The 23,561-nt window shown below is 46.3% G+C and carries 25 protein-coding genes and 1 riboswitch; of the genes, 5 read left to right on the top strand and 20 right to left on the bottom strand.

The features are described 5' to 3' along the window. The first annotated feature begins 58 nt into the window (after positions 1–58). Together G343_RS0105145 and gdpS are read left to right on the top strand one after the other, a co-directional pair. Positions 59–1,051 (top strand): LCP family glycopolymer transferase, encoded by a 993-nt coding sequence (locus tag G343_RS0105145; RefSeq protein WP_020007052.1) that lies wholly within the window; start codon positions 59–61, stop codon positions 1,049–1,051. 24 nt (positions 1,052–1,075) lie between these two features. Further along, a complete protein-coding gene (gdpS, locus tag G343_RS0105140) occupies positions 1,076–2,149 on the top strand; it encodes a GGDEF domain-containing protein GdpS (RefSeq protein ID WP_020007051.1) in 1,074 nt (357 codons plus the stop codon). A gap of 48 nt (positions 2,150–2,197) precedes the next feature. Here gdpS and ytxJ read toward each other — a convergent pair whose 3' ends face one another. Then, the gene (ytxJ, locus tag G343_RS0105135; protein WP_020007050.1) at positions 2,198–2,518 is read right to left on the bottom strand and encodes a bacillithiol system redox-active protein YtxJ; all 321 of its coding nucleotides are present in this window, start codon (positions 2,516–2,518) and stop codon (positions 2,198–2,200) included. Positions 2,519–2,628: 110 nt separating this feature from the next. On the opposite strand from ytxJ, the gene G343_RS0105130 reads away from it, so the two are divergent. Further along, positions 2,629–2,883 carry a hypothetical protein gene (locus tag G343_RS0105130; RefSeq protein WP_020007049.1) on the top strand — a complete coding sequence of 85 codons (255 nt, stop codon included), beginning with the start codon at positions 2,629–2,631 and terminating at the stop codon, positions 2,881–2,883. Between the two features lies 1 nt (position 2,884). Here the strand turns inward: G343_RS0105130 and G343_RS0105125 are convergent, their stop codons facing one another. Further along, on the bottom strand, positions 2,885–3,787 hold the full coding sequence (locus G343_RS0105125) for an EMYY motif lipoprotein (RefSeq protein WP_020007048.1): 903 nt from the start codon (positions 3,785–3,787) through the stop codon (positions 2,885–2,887). A 117-nt stretch (positions 3,788–3,904) separates the two neighbouring features. On the opposite strand from G343_RS0105125, the gene murB reads away from it, so the two are divergent. Further along, a complete protein-coding gene (murB, locus tag G343_RS0105120; RefSeq protein ID WP_083931358.1) occupies positions 3,905–4,900 on the top strand; it encodes a UDP-N-acetylmuramate dehydrogenase in 996 nt (331 codons plus the stop codon). A 94-nt stretch (positions 4,901–4,994) separates the two neighbouring features. On the opposite strand, the gene G343_RS0105115 is transcribed toward murB, so the two are convergent. From G343_RS0105115 to nrdI, 14 genes are all read right to left on the bottom strand, one after another. Then, a complete protein-coding gene (locus tag G343_RS0105115) occupies positions 4,995–6,059 on the bottom strand; it encodes a siderophore ABC transporter substrate-binding protein (protein WP_020007046.1) in 1,065 nt (354 codons plus the stop codon). Positions 6,060–6,165: 106 nt separating this feature from the next. After that, the gene (locus tag G343_RS0105110; protein WP_020007045.1) at positions 6,166–6,999 is read right to left on the bottom strand and encodes an iron ABC transporter ATP-binding protein; all 834 of its coding nucleotides are present in this window, start codon (positions 6,997–6,999) and stop codon (positions 6,166–6,168) included. Next, a complete protein-coding gene (locus G343_RS0105105) occupies positions 6,996–7,955 on the bottom strand; it encodes an iron chelate uptake ABC transporter family permease subunit (protein WP_020007044.1) in 960 nt (319 codons plus the stop codon). Before G343_RS0105105 ends, G343_RS0105110 begins: the two co-directional genes overlap by 4 nt. Beyond that, positions 7,948–8,916 (bottom strand): ABC transporter permease, encoded by a 969-nt coding sequence (locus tag G343_RS0105100; protein ID WP_020007043.1) that lies wholly within the window; start codon positions 8,914–8,916, stop codon positions 7,948–7,950. Before G343_RS0105100 ends, G343_RS0105105 begins: the two co-directional genes overlap by 8 nt. A 184-nt stretch (positions 8,917–9,100) precedes the next feature. Continuing rightward, positions 9,101–9,778: an SDR family oxidoreductase gene (locus G343_RS0105095; protein WP_020007042.1), complete on the bottom strand. Its 678-nt coding sequence runs from the start codon at positions 9,776–9,778 to the stop codon at positions 9,101–9,103. A gap of 99 nt (positions 9,779–9,877) precedes the next feature. Further along, positions 9,878–10,294: a FixH family protein gene (locus tag G343_RS0105090; RefSeq protein WP_020007041.1), complete on the bottom strand. Its 417-nt coding sequence runs from the start codon at positions 10,292–10,294 to the stop codon at positions 9,878–9,880. 167 nt (positions 10,295–10,461) lie between these two features. Continuing rightward, positions 10,462–11,298 carry an aldo/keto reductase gene (locus G343_RS0105085; protein WP_020007040.1) on the bottom strand — a complete coding sequence of 279 codons (837 nt, stop codon included), beginning with the start codon at positions 11,296–11,298 and terminating at the stop codon, positions 10,462–10,464. A 58-nt stretch (positions 11,299–11,356) separates the two neighbouring features. Beyond that, complete coding sequence (gene ribH / locus G343_RS0105080; RefSeq protein ID WP_020007039.1) at positions 11,357–11,827, bottom strand: 6,7-dimethyl-8-ribityllumazine synthase; 471 nt, start codon at positions 11,825–11,827, stop codon at positions 11,357–11,359. Between the two features lie 12 nt (positions 11,828–11,839). Continuing rightward, on the bottom strand, positions 11,840–13,012 hold the full coding sequence (locus G343_RS0105075) for a bifunctional 3,4-dihydroxy-2-butanone-4-phosphate synthase/GTP cyclohydrolase II (protein ID WP_020007038.1): 1,173 nt from the start codon (positions 13,010–13,012) through the stop codon (positions 11,840–11,842). After that, on the bottom strand, positions 13,005–13,610 hold the full coding sequence (locus G343_RS0105070) for a riboflavin synthase (protein ID WP_020007037.1): 606 nt from the start codon (positions 13,608–13,610) through the stop codon (positions 13,005–13,007). Before G343_RS0105070 ends, G343_RS0105075 begins: the two co-directional genes overlap by 8 nt. Positions 13,611–13,615: 5 nt before the next feature. Beyond that, entirely contained in the window at positions 13,616–14,650 is a 1,035-nt protein-coding gene (ribD, locus tag G343_RS0105065; RefSeq protein WP_020007036.1) for a bifunctional diaminohydroxyphosphoribosylaminopyrimidine deaminase/5-amino-6-(5-phosphoribosylamino)uracil reductase RibD, read from the bottom strand. Positions 14,651–14,814: 164 nt separating this feature from the next. Continuing rightward, positions 14,815–14,955, bottom strand: a riboswitch (FMN riboswitch). Between the two features lie 103 nt (positions 14,956–15,058). Further along, on the bottom strand, positions 15,059–16,027 hold the full coding sequence (nrdF, locus tag G343_RS0105060) for a class 1b ribonucleoside-diphosphate reductase subunit beta (RefSeq protein WP_020007035.1): 969 nt from the start codon (positions 16,025–16,027) through the stop codon (positions 15,059–15,061). 33 nt (positions 16,028–16,060) lie between these two features. Continuing rightward, positions 16,061–18,166 (bottom strand): class 1b ribonucleoside-diphosphate reductase subunit alpha, encoded by a 2,106-nt coding sequence (gene nrdE / locus G343_RS0105055; RefSeq protein ID WP_020007034.1) that lies wholly within the window; start codon positions 18,164–18,166, stop codon positions 16,061–16,063. Then, complete coding sequence (nrdI, locus tag G343_RS0105050; RefSeq protein ID WP_020007033.1) at positions 18,129–18,536, bottom strand: class Ib ribonucleoside-diphosphate reductase assembly flavoprotein NrdI; 408 nt, start codon at positions 18,534–18,536, stop codon at positions 18,129–18,131. Before nrdI ends, nrdE begins: the two co-directional genes overlap by 38 nt. Before the next feature lie 356 nt (positions 18,537–18,892). Here nrdI and G343_RS0105045 point away from each other — a divergent pair, with 356 nt between their 5' ends. Continuing rightward, entirely contained in the window at positions 18,893–19,762 is an 870-nt protein-coding gene (locus G343_RS0105045; protein WP_026366276.1) for a DMT family transporter, read from the top strand. Between the two features lie 27 nt (positions 19,763–19,789). Here the strand turns inward: G343_RS0105045 and recQ are convergent, their stop codons facing one another. The 4 genes from recQ to G343_RS0105025 all read right to left on the bottom strand — a co-directional run bounded on the left by recQ (position 19,790) and on the right by G343_RS0105025 (position 23,256). Next, positions 19,790–21,580 (bottom strand): DNA helicase RecQ, encoded by a 1,791-nt coding sequence (gene recQ / locus G343_RS0105040; protein ID WP_026366275.1) that lies wholly within the window; start codon positions 21,578–21,580, stop codon positions 19,790–19,792. 242 nt (positions 21,581–21,822) lie between these two features. After that, positions 21,823–22,764 carry a 5-oxoprolinase subunit C family protein gene (locus G343_RS0105035; protein ID WP_020007030.1) on the bottom strand — a complete coding sequence of 314 codons (942 nt, stop codon included), beginning with the start codon at positions 22,762–22,764 and terminating at the stop codon, positions 21,823–21,825. Further along, complete coding sequence (locus G343_RS0105030) at positions 22,761–23,018, bottom strand: hypothetical protein (RefSeq protein WP_020007029.1); 258 nt, start codon at positions 23,016–23,018, stop codon at positions 22,761–22,763. The genes G343_RS0105035 and G343_RS0105030 overlap by 4 nt, the downstream gene beginning before the upstream one ends. Positions 23,019–23,043: 25 nt before the next feature. Then, on the bottom strand, positions 23,044–23,256 hold the full coding sequence (locus tag G343_RS0105025) for a hypothetical protein (RefSeq protein WP_020007028.1): 213 nt from the start codon (positions 23,254–23,256) through the stop codon (positions 23,044–23,046). Between the last annotated feature and the right edge of the window lie 305 nt (positions 23,257–23,561).

Here is a 23,561-nt window from a genome sequence, read left to right as displayed (position 1 = left end):
ATTTTCAATCCGCCCGTTTCATTGTATAATTATATTAATATTGAAAAGGAGATCTATAATGAATAGAACTGAAAGTAGACGCGGCATGCATCCAGTATTTAAAATACTGCTTGTACTGCTTATTGTTGCAATTATCGTTATCGGAGGTATTTTTGCTTATGTATATTTCCAGCTTCAGGGTGCAGTCGGCGATATGAACAATCCCGGCGGAGACAGCCAGACCGGGGAAGACATCGCACTGGAGGATACAGCTTCAAATCTGAGGGAAGGGAACATCGATGTCAATAATGGCGATCCGATTTCCGTAGTACTCTTCGGTACAGATTCCGACGCTGAAAGAGAGTCCCAGGCAAGTGGCCAGCGTTCAGACACCATCATGGTCGCTACATTAAATCCAGACACTGAAGGCGGCCGCATCGTAAGTATCCCAAGGGACACCCGGGCAGAAATCGCCGGCCGGGGCACCACGGAAAAGATTAATCATGCCTATGCTTACGGCGGCCCTGTCATGGCAAAAGACACTGTGGAAAACTTTTTGGATACGCCGATCGACTATTACATCTCCATCAATATGGACGGACTTGAGGCCATTGTCGACGCAGTCGGCGGCATCACTGTGACCAGCGAAGATTCATTTGAACAATCCGGCTTTTCATTTGCCCAGGGTGAGACTTATGAAATGGATGGAGAAATGGCACTCGCCTTCTCCAGGAGCAGAAAAGCTGAAGGTGCTGGCGGCGATTCGGGGAGACAGATGAGACAGCAGCAAGTTGTTCGGGCGATTTCCGATGAATTGTTGAGCTTGCAGACCGTGACGAACTTCAATTCCATTTTGGATGTGTTAAGTGAAAATATTCAGACCAATATTCCATTCAGTGATATGAATAACCTGCGCTCCAATTACCAGTCCGCTGCCCAAAACGTTGAACAACTGACACTTGAGGGCGTCGATGACCGGGGTCAGGACGGCATCTGGTATTTTTATCCCAACGAGCAGTCCTACAACAATATGAGGAGTGAGCTGCGACAGAATCTTGAATTGGACGAATAGTTTTGAGACAGGGAGGAAAAGTATATGCTTATTGAAATCATCCTTAATATTTCACTCACCATCAGCGGCATATACTTATTCCACCGGTTTCAATACACAGAGGATAAACGGCTGATTGATTCGGAACTTTTTCAGGCACTCCTGATGACAACGCTGTCCGTACTGCTCCTGATGGTCCCGATCCATATCTCGGGCATGACCTTCAGCCTGTTCTTCATCCCTCTTCTGATTCTGGTGAAATACAGTGTGCCCCATTACATGATCGGTTCATTAATTGCAGTTTTTCTTTTCCACCACCTGATCTTCGGATACAGCTTTGAACTCTATCTCATATTTACGGTGATGTATGTGTTGATCATGGTATTCCTGCCATTCTTAAAATTCGAGAGGCTGAAAGAGCTGACCACAGTCTGTATCATCTTCTCGATATTGTACGCGGCAGGCATAGATTTATTTTTCACCGGGCTGAGCCTGTGGCAGATGATCATCTTCACAGCAGTCAGTACAGCCGTTATGTTCTTTGCAATGATGATGTACGAGGATATAAACACAATACTGAAACTTCTGAAACGCTACGGAGAGGAAGAATACAAAGATTATTTGACACAGCTTGGCAATGTGAAATCATTCGATGCAGAGGTCAACCGCCTCGTCGATGACAGTGATTCACTCAGTCTGCTCCTGATCGATATCGACAACTTCAAAGTGATTAATGATGAACACAGCTATGACTCGGGGGATGCACTCATTAAACAGATGGCCAATATGCTTGCCAACCACGTGCCGAACGGCGGTTCTTTATTCCGTAACAGCGGGGAGGAATTTGCCATGGTGATTCCGGATATTTCTTTCGATAAGACCGTAAGGCTGGCTGAGGCCATCCGCAACAGTGTGGAACAGGCAAATTTTCATATCAGCGAGCAGGAAACGGTGCATCTGAGCGTTTCAATTGGTGTCGGCTACCGTTCACAAGGGGATATCTCAAAAGGACGCATGTTCAAAGATGCAGATGACATGCTTCACGCAGCAAAAAAACAGGGGCAGAACAGAGTCATGTTTAACCCGTTCCAGGCAAAAGGATCCCCGGGCTGTCGATAGCCCGGGGATCTCTTTGTGTAATCAAAGCTGTTCTGGGTGTTGTTCACTTTAATCTTCTACTGTCGATAGTTTCCCCAGTGTAATGTTCTGATGGGAAGCATTCCACTTGGGCGCCCCATTTTCGAAATAAAATGCCTGGGGTGATTCGTGTTTGATATCAAATTGCTCGCTGATATAATCTGAAAGTTGCCGATGATCCTGCACAACCAGGTAATAACCATCCATATCCCTTTCATAGTGGAACTTTTGAAATTCTTCGAATGCAGCAGCTGAAATTGGACAGGTGCTGCTGTGTTTCATAAAAAAGAAATCCTGTTTGTCTTCCAATAGCTTCTGAAAAGATTCAATCGTCGTCTTTTTTGTTAACATTTAATCACCTTCTCATCAAACTTTAACTAATTTATCATTTATCAATGAAATTGGCAAATGTGAACTTTACGATATGATATAATGGCGGGGATTGGAGGTACGATCTTATTATGAATAACAGAGCACTCAAACGCTGGACATTTCTCGACAGCATCAATGCAGCATTGCTCATCATCGTCCTATTATTCATGCTCGATTTCGAAAATAATGCAACAGTATCCTGGATACTTCTGGCGGTATTTGCATTCTGGATTACCACAGTGATCCTCAGGAATGTTTTTATCACAAAGGTCAGGAATAATCCGGAACATCCGATGCACCCAAATCAGCAGAATAATGATTCAGAAGATAAAGATAGAGAGTGAACTATTCAAGTTCACTCTCTATCTCGTTTAACTGCTCATGATAATTTTCATCCAGTTTCTCAAATGTGTCTGTCATCTCCAGAATGTTCTGCAGCTGTAAATTCTGCAGCTTTTTGTTCTGCATCATCGTTGCTTTACGCTCCTGGTAATACTTTTCAAAACCATAATACATCTCCAGTGACAGACTGCGCACACGTATGGCGCTTTCTGTCTGCAGATTCATCGTGTTGAGTGAGTCGATATGTTCATTGATCAGGGGCATTATCACTTCCTCGATATGCGTCTGTTTCTCCTCTATCGATTCATCCCCCTGAAGCAGCATCGTCTCATCATCCAGTTCTTCGCTGTTAGTGTTGATCTGTTCGATCAGCTGATCAATTTCCTCTGTCTCCGTCTCACTTGATGCTGCCTCGATAACATTGCTCCGCTCATCCTGATTATCCATGAATGACTGACTCAGGTTGATCAATTGCTCATTTGACTGTTCCGACTTCAGATAAGCATCCACATATTCATAGAGCTGGGTTGAGAATTTATGTTTCATTTCAACGCTCTCAGAATAGGAATCATACAGCTCCGTCAGCTCTTCATTGTTCACCTCAACAGCTTCTATATCTTCAGACATCTGTTCAGTCAACGGGAGTATATCATCTTCAAGATGCGTCCTGATTTCTTGCAGCCGTCCGACATCAACGTCTTCATTGCTGGATGACAGCTCGTCAGGCAGATATTCATAATCCAGCGCGTTGACTTCTGAGTTGAATTCCTCCTCAGTATTATGAACGGATTCCATATTACTCATATATTGTTCAGTATCCTGTTCCAATTGGCTGGAACAGCCTGCCAGAGCAATCAGACATGTTAAAAGAAGGATGCCCGGCAATTTATTTTTAACTTGAAACAAAAGGTGTCACACCCTCATTGTAGAATCGTTCAGTAAATATATCTTTATAGCTAAACAAAATATAGCATACATAAGTTCAGTAAACAATGTAATATACCATCCAAGCTATTTCCAAAAATGTTCGATTTCTATTATAATAAGTATAGTCAATCTCACTCGAAAGGAATTGCTACAGTGAATAAAACGCAAATTGAAACGGACTTGAAGTCATTGCTTCAAAACTCCGATATTAAAATTTATGAGCCACTCAGTAAATACACATATACAGAAACAGGCGGGCCGGCGGATCTCTATGTCACAGTGAACGACATTGAAGATGCTTCCAGGCTGCTGAAATACAGCCATGAAAACGATATCCCTGTAACCTATCTGGGCAATGGCTCGAATATTATCATCAGGGATGGAGGGATCACCGGCATTGTCCTGAATCTGCTGAATCTCGATTATTTAACTGTGGAAAATAATATCATCACTTCAGGCAGCGGCAGAGCAATTATAGAAGTTTCCGGCATGGCCAGAGACCTGTCATTCTCCGGCCTTGAATTCGCCTGCGGCATCCCCGGGAGTGTCGGCGGTGCTGTCTATATGAACGCTGGCGCCTACGGCGGTGAAATTAAAGACTGTCTGCTCGAAGTCACAGCGCTCGATAAGGCCGGCAATAAACTCATTCTAAAAAACGAAGCGCTCGACCTGGGTTACCGCAAAAGTATCGTTCAGCAGAATGGGTACGTTGTCGTAGAAGCCAAATTTTCCATGAAACAGGGAAACCCTGATGAGATAAGGGCAGTAATGGACGACCTCACAGAGCGCAGAGAAACAAAGCAGCCGCTGGAACACCCATCATGCGGCAGCGTATTCCAGCGCCCGCCGGGAAATTTCGCAGGCAAGCTGATCCAGGAAGCCGGTCTCCAGGGCTATCGTGTCGGCGGTGTCGAGGTATCAAAGAAGCACGCCGGCTTTATGGTCAACATCGACAGCGGTACAGCCAGTGACTATGAGGACCTGATCATCCATGTCCAGGACAAAGTACATCAGGAATTCGGTGTGGAACTCAACCGGGAAGTCAGAATCATCGGCAATCATGTGTACCAGAGAGCAGCCCGCCATAAATAATTTTCCAAACTGCAGAGATTCTTCCTCCCTCCGCAGTGCCAAAAACCCATCCCGAAAATTCGGGATGGGTTTTAATCATTTTATATTATGCTTGTTAATCGAGTTCTTCGACGCCCTGCTGGACTTCTTCAAGCTGCTGCATACCTGTCAGATAGCCGCCGGCATTCATATACCATGCGAGCGGGTCCAGCTGAATGATATTTTCATTTTCTACAGCATCCACACCGGATGTGACATCGTTGATCATCACATCAACCGGTGTTGCATCTCCGCCGCCGGCAACGGCACCTCTGTCCATTACCAGCATCACGCCCGGATTGGATTCTGCGATAAATTCGTAGCTTACCTGGTTGCCATGTGTATCTGTTTCAGCTTCTTCTTCACTTTGCTCACCGGCTGAAGTGAATCCCAGATCTTCATATAGGAAACCGAAACGGCCGCCTTCACCATGGAACGACAAATCACCGCCGTTTGTCTGGATGAACAGCATGTCCTCATCCGCTTCTGTCACTGCCTGGTTCACTTCATCGACTTTTGTCTGCATGTCACTGACAAGCGCTTCCGCTTCATCCTGCACATCGTACATTTCTCCGAGGAATGTCGTCATATCCATAATATCCTGGAAGTAATTATTATTATCAGCGGCAACATGCACAATCTGTGCATCCGGTGCTGCAGCCTCCATTTCTTCTATCGTCTGTGTATTGGCCTGACGTCCGTGGACCATGATGACTTCAGGCTGAGATTCTGCCAGAGTTTCGAATTCCTGTGGTTTCAGGCCGCCAAGGTTCGCATATTCATCAGATTCAAAAACCTCAAGCGGTTCTGAAAGCGAAGCGTTATTTTCTCCTTTGGGCAGAGCAACGATATTCTCCTCCAAACCGAGTGCTGCGAATGTTGATGCGACACCGAGATCATAGACAGCAACTTTATCGGAATTTTTTGGCAGTTCCATCGTTTCATTGACCTGTGTCGTTTCCCCGTCTTCACCGCGCGGCGGGCCCATCTCAAAGTCATTTTCATATGATACTGTCTCTTCAGATGAGGAAGCTTCTGAACCGGACGTGTCTGTCTCAGCACTTTCTTCTCCGCTGCCGCATGCTGCAAGTACAAGTACAAAAGCCATTGTGATCATTAAGTATAATTTCTTAAATTCCATTAAATTTACCTCTCCCGCTCATCCTATTTTTAGCCCCCACTAAAAACAACTGAAAAATACATCCGGTAATGCTGCCCCCTCACCTCCTTTAAGATGTGAAGTGATTTCAGGCTCTCACCTGTTCCCTGGCAAAAGCCTGTGCATATTCCTGCGGATCGTCATCGATACCGTCACCATTCTGATCATCGAAATACACGCAGATCTGATGGCCGAATATGCACTGGATATTGATTTCCATTTCATAGATTTCTTCCAGGATGCTCTTTTTGATCACTTCATTTTTAGTGCCGCTGACTGCGACCTCACCATCTTTCAGTGCAATGATGTTGTCTGAATAGCAGGACGCAAAGTTGATATCATGGATGACGATGATGATCGTCTTGTTCTTTTCTCTGACAAGTCTTCTCAAAATCTGCATGATTTGTACCGAATGTTTCATGTCGAGATTATTGAGCGGTTCATCAAGGAAAATATAATCGGTATCCTGGACAATGGTCATTGCAATGTATGCCCGCTGCCTCTGACCGCCGGACAGCTCGTCGATATAACGATCTTCAAACTCACCGAGTTCCATATAATTGATGGCTTCATCTATAAATTCATTATCCTCTGGTTTCAGACGCCCTTTTGAATAAGGATAGCGGCCAAATGCAATCAGCTCCCGCACTGTAATTTTCAGTTCAAGGTGATTGCTCTGCTTCAATATGGAAATCTTTTTTGCCAGTTCATTATTCGGCTTTGTAAAGAGATTATCACCTTCGATCAGCACATCCCCATTATCCTTATCGAGCAGTCTTGTCACCATGGATATTACTGTACTTTTGCCTGCCCCATTCGGGCCGATCATGGAAGTGATTTTCCCTTTTTCAATGGATAGTGATACGTCGTCAACAACTTTCTTTTCTCCAAATGATTTAGTAACGCCTCTTACGTTTATCATACCCGACTCCTCCTAAGCATTAGATAAATGAAGTATATACCGCCGACAAGATTAATAATGACACTTAATTCAACGCCGCCATCGAAAAAGAACTGTACGGCAATCTGGCCGAAGATTAATGTGATGATGCTGATCAATGACGCACCGATGACTGTATAGAAATGTTTATATGTGCTGAATAATTCATGTGCCAGGTTCGACACCAGCAGCCCGAGGAACATGATCGGCCCGACAAGTGCTGTGGCTGCCGACACCAGTATGGCAATGATAATCAGCAGCTGTGACACTTTTTTATCGTAGTTCAAGCCAAGGTTCACTGAATGGTCCCTGCCCAGTGACATGACATCGAGCGAGCCAAAATCCCGAAGCACAAAGAAAAGCATAATAACTATTATTATACCGGTCACTGTCAGTAACTGCTCGTTCACAGCACTGAAGGATGCAAAAAGGTTATTCTGCAGAACCAGGAAATCCTCCGGGCTGATCATCATCTGCATGAACGTCGACAGGTTGCCGAACAGCGTTCCCAGGATGATGCCAATCAGCAGCAGCAGGAAAACGTTGTTCCCTGTAAACCTGAACAGGAACTTGAATACGAAAAGCGTGAAGAATGTCAGCAGCGCCATGCTGATAAAATAGTTCGCATGAGTGTTCAGCAGTATCGCCGAGGATGCGCCGCCGAAAAATATCATCGATGTCTGGATGAATACATACACAGAATCCAGGCCCATGATCGAAGGCGTCAAAATTCTATTTTTAACAATTGTCTGAAATATCACAGTGGACACTGCGATTGCTACGCCCACGATTACAATCGCAATTACACGTTTTATCCTGGACGGAATCTGATAGAAAAATATTTCCGGATTCAGGTCATACAGCATATAGATGGCAATGGACAGTACCGCACCGGCAGCCAGGACTATAAGCAGTTTATCATTCGTCATTTTAGGCATTGGATCCGGCCCTCCTGAATATCAGGAATAGGAATAAAGCGCCGCCAATGATCGCAATTGTCAAACCGACGGAGATTTCATACGGATAGATGATGATACGTCCGATGACATCACATACCATGACGAATATCGATCCTAATACAGCAGTCAGGAAAATCGTACTTCTTAAATGATCACCCTTGAATATGGAAACGATGTTCGGAACAATCAGACCGAGGAATGGCAGCATACCTACCGTAACCACAACCAAAGCCGTAATGACTGCGGTGATGAATAACCCTATGTAAAGCACTTTCTGGTAATTAAGCCCAAGGTTCCTGGAAAAGTCCTCGCCCATGCCGGCCACCGTGAACTGGTTGGCATAAAGCAATGCCAGTATGAAAAGCGGAATACTTATATATAAAATTTCGTAATATCCTGAAACTAAGGTTGAAAAGCTGCCGTGCATCCACCCGTTTATCGCCTGCAGCATATTCGTTCTCAATGCGATAAAGGTGCTGATACTGCTGACCACACCGCCAAGCATCAGACCGATCAGCGGTACGAATATAATTTCTTTGAATTTTATCCTTGAAATGATCTGCATGAAGAGCATCGTGCCGGCCACTGCAAGCAGCGCGGCGAAAAGCAGTCTGCCAAGCATATTCATCTCCGGAAAGGACACCAGACCGATAAGTATCCCGAGCTGCGCCCATTCATTCGTCCCTGCAGTTGTCGGTGAAACGAATTTATTTCTTGTGAGCTGCTGCATAATCAGTCCGCAGACAGCCAGCGATGCGCCAGCGATAATAATGGATACAGTTCTGGGCAGCCGGCTATTGATGATGATATTCCGCTGCTCTTCATCTAAATTGAATATATCTCTGGGCTGAAGTTCTACGACACCGATAAATATCGATATGATTGAAAAGATTAAAAGTACCGCGAGGAGTACATCTAATCTGAATAATTTCCCCACCATAACAAGCCACCTTAACTGATAATGATTATCAATGATAATCACTTAACTCAAATTATACAAGGAAAATCGCAAATTTCAAGCATTGTATATAATATTTCGACATTAAAATACCAACTGCTGGATACACAGTTGGTATCTGTCATATTTCAATCACATTCAGGCGGATACCTTCATTTAATTCAGTCTAGTTGATAATGAGTGTCTGTCCGGTCGATCGGCCTTCCTCCCCGGAAAGGATGGACATTACTGTACTGATCGCTTCCGGGTTGGCGCGTTCCGGTGATTCATCCTCGCGGATGGAAGGACGATAGCTGAGCGCATATACGTCGACATCTTCTTTTCTCAATTCAATCGCCGTAGAGTGGGTGAGCGCTTCGATCGCCCCCGTCACCGTATAGTAAAGGTTGCGCTCGAAAACATCCTCGAAGGAAGGTTCAATCACATTTATAATCTTAGCGTCCCGCTCATCCTTGAGCATCGGGCGCAAAGTTCTTATACCCAAATAGGTCCCCCAGACATGTTCATACATCACCTGGTTGAATTCTTCAAAAGAAACATCATAGACGGAGCGGTTTTCAGTGAATATGGAATGCACCAGGATGAATCCATTAAGACTGTTGTATGCTTCCTCGATTTCATCCATGATCGCCATCCAGTCGATCTCTTTTGCCTGCTCCAGCATGACCACTTTATGATCACCCTCTGAATCTTCCTGAAGCTCTCCCAAGAGGTCATTCAACTCTACATGTTCGACGCCTGCCAGAATCACATTGGCGCCTTTTTTGGCCAGATGTTTGGATAGATCAGTGCCTAATGATTTTGCAGCGTTCGAGACGAGATAAGTTTTACCTTGTAACTCCATGACTACCTCCTGTTTTTATGCTTCGCAGTCTATACATATTGTATACTTTTAAAAGCTTCAATACAATCGGCAAATATATTCAGAAGGTGCGGCCTGACTCTATTCCACAGTCATTTCTTTTTGAGGCATCGTGTGCAGATTGAAAGCATCTACATGGGAGATGACAGTGTATGTGCCCGGCTCATCAAATGTATATTCTACCGTGTACAATCCATTTTCCGAATGCTCAGCTTCAATCATGTCAAGACTTTCTTCTCCCTGCAGAATTTCAAACTGGACCTGATCTGCGTCCGTGACATCTTCATCATTCGAATGCACATGGGCAGTCAATTCCACAGTTTCTTCGGCAGATGCAGTTTCTGGTGTCTGCAGGTCGACCTCAAGCGTCCTCATTTCATCCTCCGGATTTTCTTCCATGCCGGTCTCATTGCCGCCTGACCCCCCCGCTGCCGAACATGCGGCAAGTATCAGCAGCAAACCTGTCAGCAAGGCTGAAAATAAAAATTTTATGTTCATATTCTTTCACTCCCTTTATTTCTTACTGCCATAGTAGCATGTCCTGCCCCTGTTTCTGTGCTATTTTTTTAGTTAATTTTCGAATTAATTATGACGATTTTAAGCAGACGGACAGTACAATAAAAAAGTACCCGGTATCTGAGCGATATCCGGATACTCCTCGAACTTTAGAATTCTTCGTAGACGGCGGGGTCCAGACCATCTATGCGGCCGCCGGGCACTGATAATCCGTCAACCGCTTCCATGTCCTCCCTGGTAATTTCAAAATCAAAAATATTCAGGTTGCCGCTCTGACGGGCAGCATTGGATGAGCGCGGTATCGTGACAACGCCGTGCTGATAATGCCATCTCAGTATCAGCTGGCCGATGTTGACATCGTATTTTTTTGCCATATCCTGCATCTCATCGAATTCTGCGAGATATCTAGCGCGGCCGAGCGGACTCCATGCTGTCGTCAGAATACCTTCTTTGTCATGGTACTCCCGCTGGACGGCCTGATTGAACCTCGGATGCATTTCAATCTGGTTGACCGCCGGTCTGACCCCCGTTTTTGCCACCAGATGATCGATGTGCTGCGGCAGGAAGTTACTGACGCCGATGGTCTTTACCAGGCCCAGCTTCTGCGCCTCAATCAATGCGCGCCAAGCCTCGATGTATTTCCCTTCATTCGGGTTCGGCCAATGAATGATATACAGGTCAAAATATTCCAAATTCGCCCTCAGCAGTGACTCCTGCAGCGCCGTCATGGCGTCATCATAGCTGTGATATCTGCCGGGCAGCTTGGATTCGATGTATAGTTCATTCCGCCGCAGACCACTCAGTTCAATGGCTTTACCGACTGCGCCTTCATTTTCATAGTTGTAGGCCGTATCAATGAATCTGTAGCCATTTCTGATCGCCTCTGCAATCGTCAGTGCGCCGCTGTATCCTTTCAGCTGCACAGTACCGAAGCCGATGGCCGGCAGGCTTGTTCCATCATTCAGCTCAAACTCAGGTATATTCAAAAAACTTCACCTCTGATTTTAATTTTCTGTACATTTTCCCTGATTTTTGACATAAAAACTAATCAAGTCGGATGTTTTTCATCAACTTCGCCATTTCAATCGCACCTGCGGCCGCATCTGCACCTTTGTTGCCTGCCTTAGTGCCGGCCCGTTCGATTGCCTGCTCGATATTTTCCACAGTAATGACGCCGAACATCACCGGCACCCCGGTGGTCATACCCGCCTGCGCAATGCCCTTGGCCGCTTCGCTGCATACATAATCATAGTGGGTCGTGCTGCCTCTGATCACACAGCCGAGTCCGATGACTGCATCGTATTTCCCCGACTCGGCAAGTGTTTTGGCAGCAAGCGGAATTTCAAACGCACCGGGCACCTCAACCAGGTCGATGCGCTCAGTACTCACATTGTGGCTGGTGAGTGTCCCTTCTGCACCGTCTACGAGCCGCGAAGTAATGAAGTCATTGAACCTGCCGGCAACAATTGCCATTCTTAATCCGTTACCGCCCATCTGTGTTTCTATCCTGTTCATTAAACTTTCCTCCTATAGCAAGTGTCCAAGCTTTTCTTTTTTTGTCTTAAGGTAATCCCTGTTGACCACGTTTGCTGTAATGATATGGCTGCGCCTGTTGACTCTGATACCTTCAGCTTCCAGCCCTTCGATCTTACGGGGATTATTGCTGAGCAGGGTCACTTCGGACAGGCCCAGATGCCTGAGCATCGAAGCCGCCGCATCGTATTCTCTCAAATCGGCATCAAAGCCAAGATGCTTATTGGCGCTGACCGTATCGTAGCCCTGTTCAATCAGTTCATAGGCCCGCATCTTGTTGATCAGACCGATCCCCCTGCCTTCCTGGCGCATATAAAGGATCACGCCGCCTTCCTGATCGATGATCTCCATCGCACTTTCAAGCTGTCCGCCGCAGTCACAGCGTCTGCTGTGGAATACATCTCCAGTCAGGCATTCCGAATGTATGCGGACATTGGCATTGCCGTTCAGTTTGCCGCTCACCAGGGCGAGATGCTCCTTGCCTGTTCTGGTATCGGAAAAACCATACATGTCAAAGTTGCCGTAATCTGTCGGCATATTGATTTTACTTTCAAGGCTGACTTTCGGCGCCTTCTCAAGATACGATTTCAAGTCTGCAATCGTCACCATTTTCAAATCGTGTTTCTCTTTATATTTTTCCAAATCATCGACCCTGGCCATCGTCCCGTCTTCATTCATTATTTCACATATGACACCGGCAGGCGAAGCACCGGCGAGCCTGGCGAGGTCCGTGGCCGCCTCGGTATGCCCCATGCGTTCTTTGACACCGCCCGTTTTGGCAATGAGCGGGAAGACATGGCCGGGTGTATTGAAATCCTCCGCCGTCACACTGTCCGCTGTAAGCGCATGCATCGTGGTATACCGTTCTTGGGCGCTGACCCCCGTCGTCGTACTGACATGATCGATGGAAACGGTAAATGCCGTGCCATACGGGTCTTTATTATCCCTGACCATCGGTGTCAGCCCGGCCTTATCCGCGATTTCTTCCGACACGGGCGCACAGATCAGCCCTCTGCCGCTGGCGGCCATAAAATTCACTTCCTTCGGTGTGATGAATTCCGCGGCGCCGATTAGATCCCCTTCATTCTCGCGGTTCTCATCATCCACCACGATGACCAGTCTGCCCTGCTTGATATCCTGAACAGCTGCTTCTATAGAATCAAACATGGCGGCCACCTCTCCCCAGCAGATGCTCCACGTGTTTAATGAGCATATCCGCTTCTATATTAACGCGCGCCCCGAGTGATTTTTCCGCCAGGATGGTCCTGTCCTGTGTTTCAGGGATTAGATTCAATATGATTTCAGATGTCTCCGGTGACACTTCAAATATCGTCAGGCTGATGCCGTCAACAGTCACCGACCCTTTATGTGTCATATATTTCATCAGGTCTTCTGAAAGTCTGATTGTCATAACCAGTGCGCTGCCGTCACTTTCCTTGCGCGTGATTTCACCTGTGCCGTCCACATGGCCGGATACGAGATGGCCGCCCAGACGATCAGACAGCTTCATCGCCCGCTCCAGATTCACATCATCGCCGGGCTTCAGCTGATCGAAGGCAGTGATCCGTTTTGTTTCGTTAACCATGTCCACCTTGAATGAATCATCCATGAGTGCCGTCACACTCAGGCATGCCCCGTTGATACTGATTGAGTCACCTGTCGACAGATCATCAAAAATACCTGAAGTGATCTCAAATACTGTGTGTCCCCCAGTGTCCGCAGCCGCCTTTACTTTACCTGACTGCTCAATAATTCCTGTAAACATACTGCTCAAGCCTTTCTGTAAGTTATTTTTAAATCCTGGCTGAGCTTTTCAACATCTATCAATTCCAGCTGCACCGCTTCTTCCATTGTTGAAATCTTTTCTTTGAAGAGCGTATGCTGGGATTCACCAAATATTTTCGGGGCAGCATATATCAATAATTGGTCGTATAATCTTTCTTTGAAAAACGAAGTCAGTGTATTGGCACCGCCTTCGACGAAAACTGAAGCGATTGCCATGCTGTAAAGGTCATCCAGTATTTCCTCAAGCCGCCAATCCCCCGTCTTCACTTCACATTTCTCATCATATTTTAAATTGTTTGTATTGCTCGTATAAATGACCGGCCGCCGGGGATGGTCAAAGAGGGCGAGATTATCGTGCAATTCACCATCTCCAAGCAGGATGACCGGTACGGGCGACCGGCCGCCCCCCTCAATCCGGGCTGTCAGTTTGGGATCATCATTAAACAGTGTATGTTTTCCGACAATAATCGCATCATGCACATGCCGCTCCTGGTGCACATCGCTGCGGGATGACTCTCCGGTAATCCACCGGCTCGACCCGTCATCAAGCGCCAACCGCCCATCAGCACTCATTGCGCATTTCAGTGTGACATTGGGGCGCTGTTTCTTCAGATGATTGAAAAAAGGCTGATAAAGCGCGCTCACCCGCGTATCTTCCAGCCGGGTGACAGTCACACCAGCCGCTTCGAGCACCTGATGGCCGCTGACCTTGGGGTTCAAGTCACTCTCGGCATAACAGACATGCTTTATGCCCGCTTCAATCAGCGCCTCTGTACACGGCGGCGTCTTGCCATGGTGTGAGCACGGTTCCAGTGTGACATAAATGTCTGCACCAGAAGGATGCTCTGTGCAGGATGCTAATGCCTGCCGCTCCGCATGCGGTTCGCCGTAACCAAGATGCGCCCCCATTCCGATGACTCTGCCATTCTTTACAATAACAGCCCCCACCGGGGGGTTCCTGCCCGTCTGACCCGCTGTCATTTGAGCAAGTTCATAGGCCATTTTCATATATCGATTCAAGTCTTTCCCTCCTGAATAAAAAACGCCGCTGAATAATATAAACATTATCCACCGGCGCTTCATTAATGTATGCAGAAATAAGTATTGCCATAGGCAACACAGGATAAGCTTTACGGTTTCAGGGTACAACAAATAACCGCACCCCTGCCAAGTACGCTGCATCACTATTCTTTCTCCCATCCAGACTCTGACTGTCGGTTTCAGACTTGCACTGAATCAGCCGTACCGTATAGCAACGATACAGGTCGCGGACTTGCCAAATGCTTACCGCCGGTTAGGAATTTCACCCTGCCCCGAAAGAATGATAGTATTCAGTTGAAAAACTCTACCTTAATCATACGTCATTTCTATGCGTTGTCAATATAAGTGTCCTGTCAAAAAAATCCTGCCGCATCGGCAGGATTCATTTTAATTTTCAAATGCAAAATCTTCGTCCTGAATCGACTCAACATTAAGCGCAATCACATAACCATCACCTTTGACACTGAAGAAATCGTGGTTCTTAGTCGTCGTATCCAGTGCATTTTCGATGATCGGGTTGAAGGCTTTCTCTTCGAAATACGCGTCAAACCCTAAGTTCGCAAGTGCTTTATTCGCATTGTACTGCACGTAATTCAATACATCTTCAGTCAGCCCCAGATTATCGTAGAGGTCCCGCGTATACGCCTCTTCATTCGCATACAGATCTTTCAGCAGCTCGTACATTTCCTTATCTGCACGATCCTGCTCTTCCTGGGACATCTCTCCCCTGAGCGACTGTGCATCCAGGCCGGTGAAAACACCATGGATGGATTCATCGAGAAGGATCTTCCTGATAATTTCGCCGCTGGTCGTCATCCTGCCCTGACCGGCGAGATACAGCGGGTAGTAGAACCCTGAATAGAACAGGAAAGATTCCAGAAATACACTGGCCACGCGCGCCATGTACTGGTCATACACGGAGGCATTCTTATCATACAGCCTGTGGTAGCGGCTCACAATCTTATCCGCCTTATATTTCAGATGTTTGTTCTGGAGCACCCAGTCATCCAGCAGTTCGTTCGTCTCTTTCGTCGGCAGCAGTGTCGTGAATATATGGGAATATGATTTCGCATGAATCTGTTCCATCATGCCCATGAACGAATAGACGGCTTTTTTCCTCAGATCATCTGTATGAAGCATGATGAGCGGCATGCCGTCATCCGCCTGATGGGTATCCAGCCCCGTCAGTCCTGCGAGCACTTTCTTGAAGGTATCTTTTTCGTCATCTGACATATTGGCCCAAGAGCCCAGGTCTTTAGAGACTTTGAACTCGGACTCCACCCACATCTGTGAGATGTTCTGCCGCCAGAAAACGTTCGTCATATCGTCTTCCTTATTCCAGTTTACTGCAATCATTCCAAGGTCTCCTTTTTTCATCAATCTTTTAAGTTATACTGAGCAGCTTGTGCACTCTTCCACACTGAGCAGTTTGTTTCGGGTGTAGTAAAGTGACTTCAATCCTTTGTGGTGGGCATAGATATAAAGTCTGGCCAGTTCCCGCGTTGAAATCTCGGAATTCACATACAGTATCGTGCTGATGCCCTGATCCACGTGCTGCTGGATGGTCGCAATCATATCAATGAGTTTCATCTGATCGGTGTTGAATGCGCTCTTGTAATACCACATGGTCTGCGGTGACAGGAAAGGCATTGGATAGAACGTTTCCGAGTTGCCGTAAGTTCTGCGCTCGATTGTATCGACGATCGGCATGACCGAACTCGTTGCGTTCTGTACATAGGAAATGCTCTGGGTCGGTGCGATCGCCAGACGGTACGCGTGGAACAGACCGTTTGCCATGACTTCATCACGCAGTGCTTCCCAGTCCTGTGTGGTCGGAATGTGGATATCAGTGAACAATGCTGCCACTTTATCCGATTCCGGCTCAACCGCTTCATTGACGTATTTCTCAAAATATTCGCCTGTCGCATAGTCAGATCTGTCGAAGTCTTTGAACGTCTCTCCGCGCTCTTTGGCGATCATCATGGACTTTTCCAGAGAATAGAAGTTCAGCAGCATGAAGAATACGTTCGCAAAGTCCCTGGCTTCCGCTGATTCATAATTGATCTTATTCTTGGCAAGGTAACCATGCAGATTCATCGCACCGAGGCCGATGGAATGCAGTTCATCATTTGCTTTTTTAACCCCCGGCGCATTTGCGACAGCCGTGGAGTCACTGACGAATGTCAGAGCTTCAATACCTTCATGCACAGATTCACGGATCTTGGCCGACTCCATTACGTTGTTGATGTTAAGGGAACCCAGGTTACATGAAATGTCACGGCGGATTTCATCATCAGTACCGTAGTCGTTGATCGTGGATGTTTCCTGCAGCTGAAAGATTTCAGTACACAGATTACTGATTTTGATCTGGCCGATATCTTTCAGCGGATGCATTTTGTTCGCATTATCCTTGAACATGATATAAGGATAGCCGGATTGAAGCTGCGTCTGTGCAATCGAACCTAACATTTCACGGGCATCCAATTCACGCTTTTTCACCTTGTCGTTGGCCACGAGGCTGTCGTACATCTCGTCAAGATCCAGATCATCCAGCGTCTGACCATACTCGCGCTCGACCGTATGCGGTGCAAAAAGGTAGAATGGTTCGTTGTTTTTCGCCAGTTCAAAGAATTTGGACGGTATCACAAGCCCTGTTGAAAGTGTTGCCAGTCTGACATCTTCATCCGCATTCACCTTCTTCGTATCAAGGAATTCCGGCAGATCATAATGGAAAATGTTCAGGTAGACAGCGCCTGCACCCGGTCTCTGGCCAAGCTGATCAGCGTAGCTAAAGCCGTTTTCGAGTGACTTGGCTACCGGAAGCACCCCTTTGGCCACACCTTCAATGCCTTTGATCGCTTCGCCGCGGGCACGCAGTTTGGAAAGATTGATCGCCACGCCGCCGCCGATCTTACTCAGCTGTTTGGATGTTGAATCGATATAGTTGATGGAATTCAGGCTGTCATCTGCTTCCAGAAGGAAACAGGAGACCATTTCACCGCGGCGGGCCCGTCCGGCATTCAGGAATGTCGGCGTCGCCGGCTGGTAGCGCTGTTCAAGCATGGAAAGGACAAAGCGCTTTGCCTGTGCCGTGTTGCCTTTCGCAAGATAGAGACTGACGATGACCACATGCTGTTTATAGCCTTCCAGATATAATTCCTTATCATCCGTCTTCAGTGTATAATCCTTGAAGAACTTACTGGCCGCCATATAGCTTTTGAAACTGAAGGGGATGGAATTCGCATATTCTGCAACTTCAAGGGCTTCATCGTCGGAGTACTCCTTGAAAAGATCATAGTAAAAATTATTGTCCACCAGATAATGGAGACGTTCGAGCTCACTGTCAAAATGGATCGTCTTATCCGCCGCTTCCTCCATGAAGACTTCAAGTGCTTCCTGGTCCTTTTCAAGCTGATAGAATCCAGTTTCGTCACGTTTGGTCACTTCATTATTCAATTCAATGTGGTTGTATTTCTTCTCGTTCAATACTTTCATTAATAGCCCCTGCCTTTTCAATGAATTCTTCTCTTTCTGCCGGTGTGCCGTGAAGTTCAAATTTCATCATCAGCGGTACGTTATACGTCCCGCTGATCTCCTGTCCGGCCTGCGCGTAATGGGCGCCCCAGTTGCGGTTGCCGCTTGAAGCAACACCTTTCAGATTGCTGCTGTTCACTTCAAGGAACGCCTCGACCTGAGCCGGGACTCCGCCAAACCCATATGTCGGAGTCACCAGTACAAATGGGTCATCCAGCACCGTTTCTTTGCTGCCGGGTGTAATCTCGAATACATCGTATTCATCTCTGACTCCTGCGTTATCTATAAAACGTCTGACGTTCCCCGTCATGGAATAGAATGCAATCCGCATACCATCCCTCCTCATCATCAATAGTAGCACAAAATATAGAAATCGAACAAACGTTCGCTCGATTTCATTTCTTCTCTACTTTGTATTTACACTTTTATCGCAGGAGGTAAACACAAGATATAGTGTTTTTTGTATAAATAAACACCACATCTATGTAATGCACTTATTATGATGACATATAATAATATCTAAATCAATGCTGAGATTTTAAATTTCATTGCCAAAAATTTATGTTCGAACACGGGAACTCGCATGATGCTTATGATATACTTGTTAAACAGTTTAAATAAATATTTTCTGATGAAATTCTGTACATCATAAACGATGAAATATTTTAAATTTGGTGGTGTCCATTGTTGAACAACACAGTAAAAGGGATCATCGCCCTGCTCATCGCATCGCTCGGATTCAGCCTGATGGCGGTTTTTGTAAAATACAGCGGAGATCTGCCTACCGTGCAGAAAGTATTCTTCAGGAATTTCATTTCCATGCTGATCGCTCTGTCGCTTGTCCTGTACTTCAGGGAGAAACTTTTCGGGCATAAGGAAAGCCAGGGGCTGCTCCTGCTCAGGTCATCACTCGGGGTGCTCGGCGTAGTCCTTAACTTCTTCGTCATTGATCGCATGGTTTTAAGCGATGCGGACATACTTAATAAATTAAGCCCATTCTTTACCATAATATTAAGCGCAATATTTCTGAAGGAATACGTGCGCCGGTATCAGGTGATCTCGATCGTCATCGCCTTTATCGGTGCCATCTTCATTATAAAACCTTCATTTTCCAGCGACACCATCTACGCCCTGCTGGGTGTCGCCGGCGCAGTATTTGCCGCCGGTGCCTATACAGTGCTGCGGGCACTCGGGAGCAGAGAAAAGTTCTATACAGTTGTCTTCTACTTCTCTTTCTTCTCAACAGCGGCGCTGCTGCCGTTCTTCATATGGCAGTTTGAACCGATGACAGGCATTCAGTTCTGGTCGCTTGTACTGTCCGGCGTCTGTGCAGCCATTGGACAGTTTGGGCTGACAATCGCCTACAGCTATGCACCGGCAAAAGATATATCCATATTCTTCTATTCGACCATCCTGTTCACAGCAATATTCAGCATTGCTGTCTTCGGAGACGTGCCGGACGCCCTGTCAATCATCGGATATATCGTAATTTTCACAGCCAGTTTCTATATGTTCATGAAAAACAAACCGCCCAAAGACTCGCAGCGCAGCATTTAAGCCGATCATTGAAGGATCGGCTTTTTATCATTTTGCGACAGCGACACTTTCTTTGTGTGCCCTTATTGTTTCTAAAAATTTGGGACAGTAGTGTTTCAGCTTATAGCTGCCGACGCCCTGGATCTGAACCATCTCCTGTTTCGATGCCGGCACCTTCCGGGCAAATTCACGCAGCGTCATGTCTGTGAAGATACCGCCTTCTTCGATATTGAATTTATCAGCCAGTTCCGCACGGGTTTCGACCAGCTTGCGGAACAGCACTTCATTCGGCGAGGATGCTGTACTGATATTCACCTTTTCATTAAAGTACTTTCTGAACGGCACAGTCATCACTGGCGTTTCACTATCCAGCAGCTGCTCACTCTTATCCACAGTGTAGAGCAGATCTTCATACTGGTGGATATATCCTCTCAGAATCAACTCTTCGAGCACATGGCTGATTTCACCGGTCAGATAATTATCCATTCTGCCGAAGGTATCCATTTCCTCGAGACTATGGTTGGTGACATCTTCACTCATTTCACCGCGAAGTATCTGGATGGACTGCTCTCTTGTCAGCGGAATCTCACAGGTCCGGATCAATGCAGCAACCGTCTCGGCCTCTTCAGTCATATCGTATGTGCGCCCCGGATTCAGACAGTTGGAACAGCTGCCGCATGCCTCCACATATTCATCCGGATCAAAGTATTTGGTGATGAAGCTTCTTAAACATTTGCTCGTCCGGTTGTACTGGATCATGCGGTCGAGCTTCACCCGCATGTGGTCTTTATACTGATCCGTCGAATTTGACCGGTCGATGAAGAACTGATGAAGATTCACGTCCCTCGGGCTGGACAGCAGTATGCACTCACTGATTTGGCCGTCACGGCCGGCACGGCCGATTTCCTGATAATAACTTTCGATATCGCCGGGCATATTATGATGGATGATGAAGCGGATGTCCGGCTTGTCGATACCCATACCGAATGCATTTGTTGCTACAACGATATTCACATCATCCGATACAAATTTCCGCTGGTTTCTATTCCGCTCCTCTTTACCGAGTCCGCCGTGGTATATGACATTTTCAATGTCATTGTTTTCAAGGTAGAGTGAAATCTTCTCCACTTCTGCGCGGGTCGCTGCATAAACAATACCCGAGGAATCAGGGTTGTCCTGTATATGGGACAGGATATACTGTTCCCGCTGATACGTCCCATTCACATGCAGATGAAGATTATCGCGGGCGACACTCGTCTTATGCACATCTTCATTTTCAATATTCAGGAGTTCCTGGATATTTTCCTGGACTTCAAGCGTCGCTGTCGCGGTCAGCCCCACCGTAATCGCATTGGGCAGAAGCGCACGAAGCTCAGGGATGATACTCTGATAACTCGGCCTGAAATCATGCCCCCATTTAGAGATACAGTGTGCTTCGTCGAAGGCGACCATAGGCACATCCAGACGCTTGATCAGCTCAGTAAATTCCTCACTGTTAAACCGTTCAGGCGCCACGTACAGAAAGTCATATTCACCCGCTTCAAGATGCTTCATCAGCATGTCTATTTCCTTCTTCTTCAGCGTAGAGTTCAAATACGCCGCCGGGATCCCTTGTCTATTCAATGCTTCAACCTGATCACGCATCAAGGAGATCAACGGAGAAATAACAAGCGTCGTGCCGGAAAATTTTATGCCGGGCACCTGGAAACAAACCGACTTGCCCGAACCCGTAGGCAGGATCCCCAGTGTGTTTTTACCGGAGATCACAGAATTTATAATTGCTTCCTGTTTCGGTCTGAAGTTATCGAATCCAAAATACTGTTTTAAAATATTTCTCATGTCAAAACCATTCCCACCATTTGCTGAACTTTCCATCTCATCAGCAGTCCTTTTTACTGATATATCATTATACCTTATTTTGTGGCTTTTTTGTTAACTGGCATATTAAAATTTTGGTAAAGATTTTGTCTGTTTTTATCGGGCGGCTGCCTTGGCGCACGTAAGGGCGAGAGTCTGACAGCCGCCTGATAAAAACACAAAGATCCGGGACATAAGATAATAAGTCCCGGCATCAATTCAATCTACATCTTTTCTTTTACCAATTCTTTTGACAGCTTATAATCAATCGCTTTAAACAAACTTTTGACCCACAGGTGATGGGCATACAGATTCGCATGTGCATCGGCTGCATCGATGCACTTGAAGTGTATCTTGGAATCGGCGCTCTTTTGTGCCAGTTTATGCATATGATATGAAGGGATTGTGCCCACCTGCGGCGCTGTCGTATGTTTGTTGAAATCATTCAGCGCAAGTACGGGCTGATTGTCTGCGATGTGCACCCCGCCTTTGACGCCTGCGTGTTCAACGCCTGCGTTTTCGAAGTCAATCTCCGGACCGCGGATGTACAGGGCCACCCTGTTTTTCTCATTTCTTACAGTGTACTCTCCGGATTCCAGCGCATCATAGATTTCTTCGGGCACATCCGGGCGCTTCACCAGATGATATGTATCCGACAGATATACTTCTACCAGCGCATATGTATCCACGCCCCAATTCACTTTACTGCGGCGCTTCATCATGTTGAAAATTTCATCATGATGTGCTGTATAATTGCGGCGCATGGTGACTTCATCACCGGACTGGAGCACATTGGAACCTTCGACTTCAATGCCGCCGGCGACTGCCATGTAAAGACGGTTGCCTCTTGATTTTGACTCGAAGACGAGTTCATCTCCCCTGTCGAATAAATAAATCCTGTTCGTAAAGATTTCACGCTCCCTGCAGATGCCTTTGAAATCCGCGCCGCTGAGCGCGATGATGGTTGGTTCTGTAAATTTGAATGTGGCGGGCTGAAGTGTCATTTCGATTGTCGGTTCAGCCACATCATTGCCGACCAGTCTGTTTGCCAGCTGATGCGCTAGCCTGTCACAGGCACCGTTGTATTCATTGCCTGCACTTGAGTCCGTCGGGTCCAGTGTCTGCATGAGCGTCAGCAATCCGCTGTCCTGTACAATCAAACTCATATCGAAAACTCCATTCTGGTTAAAAATCTCCGCACTTCATCCACTGCCAGATCAAATGGTTCTATCGTATTGTGCGACTCCATCACTTTGATCGGAGAATACTTGAATGTCAATGTATGTTCTGTTGTCATCAGCTCATCTAAATATTGATGTGCTTTTTCCATAAAACCTTTTTCTATATCCCTGCGGACATTTTTATCAATTAAATCTCCCTGCTGATAGGTGATGTAGCAGTCACCATTTGCAAAAATCATGTTTCTTCCTCCTTGTCAGTACCGCCTAGTTATCCCGATAAAAAATTGACAGCTGTTCAGCAGTCCATTCGGTCATGTTGGAAAGAATGAACTGAAGTATGGTAACTGCAGCAATCACACCGGCAAATGCAAAGAGCACACCGACTATTTTAATGTTATTCTCCAGCAGGTATGTCACAACAAAATGCGTAAGCAGCACAATGCCGATCACCAATATGATCAATAATACCGTTCCCATGGTTTTCACCCCGTGACTCTTTAACTTATTCCGGCTCATTCACTTCAGCCGTCGATCATGCCCCATAACATCTGCCGGGCAGTCCTTCTTTCATAACAGCACAAATTTTAATATCCGATCATTCAATGTCGATGATACCCATTATAATATAAAACAACACTGAATTCAGTGTTATTACTGCGGCCGCTGCTGTAAAGACAAATCATGTGCTGATTTTAATATTTCTGCTGTATGTAAATCAAGTCTTTTCACCTGGGTCTGCCCGTATCACACTGCTTCTGCTATCCGGATATCAAAAAAGAAAG

Source organism: Salinicoccus albus DSM 19776, assembly GCF_000385175.1.
Lineage (GTDB): Bacteria > Bacillota > Bacilli > Staphylococcales > Salinicoccaceae > Salinicoccus > Salinicoccus albus.
The sequence above is the reverse complement of the archived record's forward strand: the minus strand, read 5'-3'. Positions and strand labels throughout refer to the sequence as shown.

What these genes read in the sequence shown, in the direction of transcription:
- G343_RS0105145 (WP_020007052.1), top strand. Translation starts at nt 59, where the DNA reads ATGAATAGAACTGAAAGTAGACGCGGCATGCATCCAGTATTTAAAATA.
- gdpS (WP_020007051.1), top strand. Translation starts at nt 1,076, where the DNA reads ATGCTTATTGAAATCATCCTTAATATTTCACTCACCATCAGCGGCATA.
- ytxJ (WP_020007050.1), bottom strand. Translation starts at nt 2,518, where the DNA reads ATGTTAACAAAAAAGACGACGATTGAATCTTTTCAGAAGCTATTGGAA.
- G343_RS0105130 (WP_020007049.1), top strand. Translation starts at nt 2,629, where the DNA reads ATGAATAACAGAGCACTCAAACGCTGGACATTTCTCGACAGCATCAAT.
- murB (WP_083931358.1), top strand. Translation starts at nt 3,905, where the DNA reads ATGTTCGATTTCTATTATAATAAGTATAGTCAATCTCACTCGAAAGGA.
- G343_RS0105115 (WP_020007046.1), bottom strand. Translation starts at nt 6,059, where the DNA reads ATGGAATTTAAGAAATTATACTTAATGATCACAATGGCTTTTGTACTT.
- G343_RS0105110 (WP_020007045.1), bottom strand. Translation starts at nt 6,999, where the DNA reads ATGATAAACGTAAGAGGCGTTACTAAATCATTTGGAGAAAAGAAAGTT.
- G343_RS0105105 (WP_020007044.1), bottom strand. Translation starts at nt 7,955, where the DNA reads ATGCCTAAAATGACGAATGATAAACTGCTTATAGTCCTGGCTGCCGGT.
- G343_RS0105100 (WP_020007043.1), bottom strand. Translation starts at nt 8,916, where the DNA reads ATGGTGGGGAAATTATTCAGATTAGATGTACTCCTCGCGGTACTTTTA.
- G343_RS0105095 (WP_020007042.1), bottom strand. Translation starts at nt 9,778, where the DNA reads ATGGAGTTACAAGGTAAAACTTATCTCGTCTCGAACGCTGCAAAATCA.
- G343_RS0105090 (WP_020007041.1), bottom strand. Translation starts at nt 10,294, where the DNA reads ATGAACATAAAATTTTTATTTTCAGCCTTGCTGACAGGTTTGCTGCTG.
- ribH (WP_020007039.1), bottom strand. Translation starts at nt 11,827, where the DNA reads ATGAACAGGATAGAAACACAGATGGGCGGTAACGGATTAAGAATGGCA.
- G343_RS0105075 (WP_020007038.1), bottom strand. Translation starts at nt 13,012, where the DNA reads ATGTTTGATTCTATAGAAGCAGCTGTTCAGGATATCAAGCAGGGCAGA.
- G343_RS0105070 (WP_020007037.1), bottom strand. Translation starts at nt 13,610, where the DNA reads ATGTTTACAGGAATTATTGAGCAGTCAGGTAAAGTAAAGGCGGCTGCG.
- nrdF (WP_020007035.1), bottom strand. Translation starts at nt 16,027, where the DNA reads ATGATTGCAGTAAACTGGAATAAGGAAGACGATATGACGAACGTTTTC.
- nrdE (WP_020007034.1), bottom strand. Translation starts at nt 18,166, where the DNA reads ATGAAAGTATTGAACGAGAAGAAATACAACCACATTGAATTGAATAAT.
- nrdI (WP_020007033.1), bottom strand. Translation starts at nt 18,536, where the DNA reads ATGCGGATTGCATTCTATTCCATGACGGGGAACGTCAGACGTTTTATA.
- recQ (WP_026366275.1), bottom strand. Translation starts at nt 21,580, where the DNA reads ATGAGAAATATTTTAAAACAGTATTTTGGATTCGATAACTTCAGACCG.
- G343_RS0105035 (WP_020007030.1), bottom strand. Translation starts at nt 22,764, where the DNA reads ATGAGTTTGATTGTACAGGACAGCGGATTGCTGACGCTCATGCAGACA.
- G343_RS0105030 (WP_020007029.1), bottom strand. Translation starts at nt 23,018, where the DNA reads ATGATTTTTGCAAATGGTGACTGCTACATCACCTATCAGCAGGGAGAT.
- G343_RS0105025 (WP_020007028.1), bottom strand. Translation starts at nt 23,256, where the DNA reads ATGGGAACGGTATTATTGATCATATTGGTGATCGGCATTGTGCTGCTT.